Genomic DNA, 1477 nt, shown 5'->3' with positions numbered 1-1477 from the left:
GCTGCGGCGATCCGGCGACTGGAGGCCGGGGGCTTCAGGTCCGCGGTGGCGGACGCGGTGGAGGCGTCAGCGACCAGGTCGATGGAACTGGCCCGCGCGGCGCAGAAGGCAGAGGACGACGAGCGGGACGACTGACCCGCCGCCCGCCCGCCCGCTGCGCGCGCCGCACCACACACCACACACGTCCCGCCAGGTGAGAGATCAGCCACCTGGCGGGACGCTGCATTTAGCACAAGCCCTGTTCAGGCCGGGTCAGGCAGCGGTCGGGCGGCGTGTCGTCAAAGTAATTTGCCCACTCCCGTCGCATTGATCACACCCTTCACGCTAGGCTCATACCCAGCACGTGCGTGTCCGTACCGCAGGAGGGGAAGCCTGCGGCACGACGCGTGCCACGAAGGGTTGTGAGATGGCGACTACCGACAAGACCGAAGGCGGCGCACAGGCGGCGGGGGGTTCCCAGTTCCTGACCGTAGCCGAGGTCGCTGCGCTGATGCGCGTGTCCAAGATGACGGTCTACCGGCTCGTCCACTCGGGCGAGCTGCCCGCAGTGCGGGTGGGGCGGTCGTTCCGTGTGCATTCCAAGGCGGTCCACGAGTACCTGGACACGTCGTACTTCTCCGCCGGCTGACCCGCTCCGGGTCGGCCCCCGGGCCCGTTTTCGTCGCGGCCCCACCTGCGGGTAGTCTGGACGGGTTCCGTACCGGCTTCCGAGCCCGCTTAGATGCCGGAACGCAGTAAGCCCGCTGTAAGGCCCCAGACCAGTAGTCGACAGGTAGGTGACCCCCGATATGGGTTCTGTGATCAAGAAGCGCCGCAAGCGTATGTCCAAGAAGAAGCACCGCAAGATGCTCCGCCGTACGCGCGTGCAGCGTCGCAAGCTCGGTAAGTGAGTCCGGCGGCGCCTCGGTAGCGCCCGGACTCACGCCTGTAGCAGATGCCCGTCACCCGGAAACGGTGGCGGGCATCGGTGTGTCCGGGGGTGTGTGTAGCGGCACGTCCGGGGTACGCGGACCGGGCAACGGAGGGTGGGGGTCCACCGCTACAGTGGTCTGGGTGAACCCCGAAGCGCCAACCCGTCGGCCCGCCCGGGCTGTCGCCGTCGTGGGCGGGAGCCGGTACCTCGGCGCACACCTCGTGGGGATGCTGCTCCGGACCGAATCCGTCGAGCGCGTCCTGGCCATCGACTCCATCAAACCCTCGCCACAGCACCGCCGTCGCATGAGGGACGCCGAGTTCGTCCGCCTCGACCCGCAGTCGCCGCGCCTCCAGGGGATCCTGCGCGATGCCGGCATCGACACCGTGGTCCACGCCGGACTGCACCACACGGACTTCGCCCCGGGCGGCCGCGCGGCCGTCAAGGAGGCCAACATCATGGGCTCGATGCACGTGATCGCGGCCTGCGGGCGGGCCGCGACCGTCAAGCGGTTCGTGCTGATCTCCTCGACCACCGTCTACGGCTCCTCGGGCGTGGACCCGG

The 1477-nt window shown here is 69.1% G+C and carries 3 protein-coding genes; all 3 read left to right on the top strand.

From position 1 onward, the window contains the following. Positions 1 to 406: 406 nt before the first annotated feature. Entirely contained in the window at positions 407 to 628 is a 222-nt protein-coding gene (locus tag G6027_RS11905; protein WP_017837771.1) for a helix-turn-helix domain-containing protein, read from the top strand. A gap of 160 nt (positions 629 to 788) precedes the next feature. After that, the gene (locus G6027_RS11900) at positions 789 to 890 is read left to right on the top strand and encodes an AURKAIP1/COX24 domain-containing protein (protein WP_003855542.1); all 102 of its coding nucleotides are present in this window, start codon (positions 789 to 791) and stop codon (positions 888 to 890) included. A 163-nt stretch (positions 891 to 1053) separates the two neighbouring features. Further along, on the top strand, positions 1054 to 1477 hold a 424-nt coding region (locus tag G6027_RS18860), incomplete at its 3' end, for an NAD-dependent epimerase/dehydratase family protein (RefSeq protein ID WP_346995714.1).

Source organism: Dietzia sp. SLG310A2-38A2, from assembly GCF_014145095.1.
GTDB lineage: Bacteria > Actinomycetota > Actinomycetes > Mycobacteriales > Mycobacteriaceae > Dietzia.
Note: the sequence above shows the minus strand (reverse complement) of the source record. Positions and strands in the feature narration are given on the sequence as shown.